This is a genomic window from Campylobacter sp. TTU-622 (assembly GCF_016598965.1).
Taxonomy (GTDB): domain Bacteria; phylum Campylobacterota; class Campylobacteria; order Campylobacterales; family Campylobacteraceae; genus Campylobacter_D.
On sequence record NZ_JAENKR010000221.1, the window covers coordinates 1 to 487 of the forward strand.

Annotated in this window: 1 pseudogene; it reads left to right on the plus strand. The window is 20.1% G+C overall.

Going from position 1 to position 487, the window contains the following annotated elements:
* Positions 1 to 487 (plus strand): annotated as a pseudogene (locus tag JG677_RS08575) (hypothetical protein); the annotation flags it as partial.

The following is a 487-nucleotide window of genomic DNA, read 5'->3' on the forward strand; positions in this document are numbered from 1 at the left end:
GATCAAAGCAAATTTAATCTTTACAAAAAATTTCAAAATAAATACTTAAAAATAGGGAGTTTATATAATTTTTCTCCCAATTTTCCTTTTTGGAATGCCAATGGAAAAAATTTTTCTCAAAGTGAAATTAATACTTTCATTTTAGAGAGAAATTTACCTCCATTTTTTAATTCAAGTGATGTTTATTTTAATTCTTGTTTGGCGTTAAATTATAATATTACACAACAATTGCTTGACTATCTTATTGAAAATTATGATGCAAAATTTAAAAATAATTTTTTTCATAAAAATAACAATGACCAAATAAGCAATAAAAATAAAATTTTAGAAGAACTTAAAGATATATTTTTATTACTTTGCAATGGAATGAATGCTGATTATGCTTTTATGGATTTTACTTATTTTTTTTCTGGATATGATTACACTATTAATTCTAAAAATAATATCTTAAATCCTTATTTGCAAAATTTTAAAGATATTATTTATA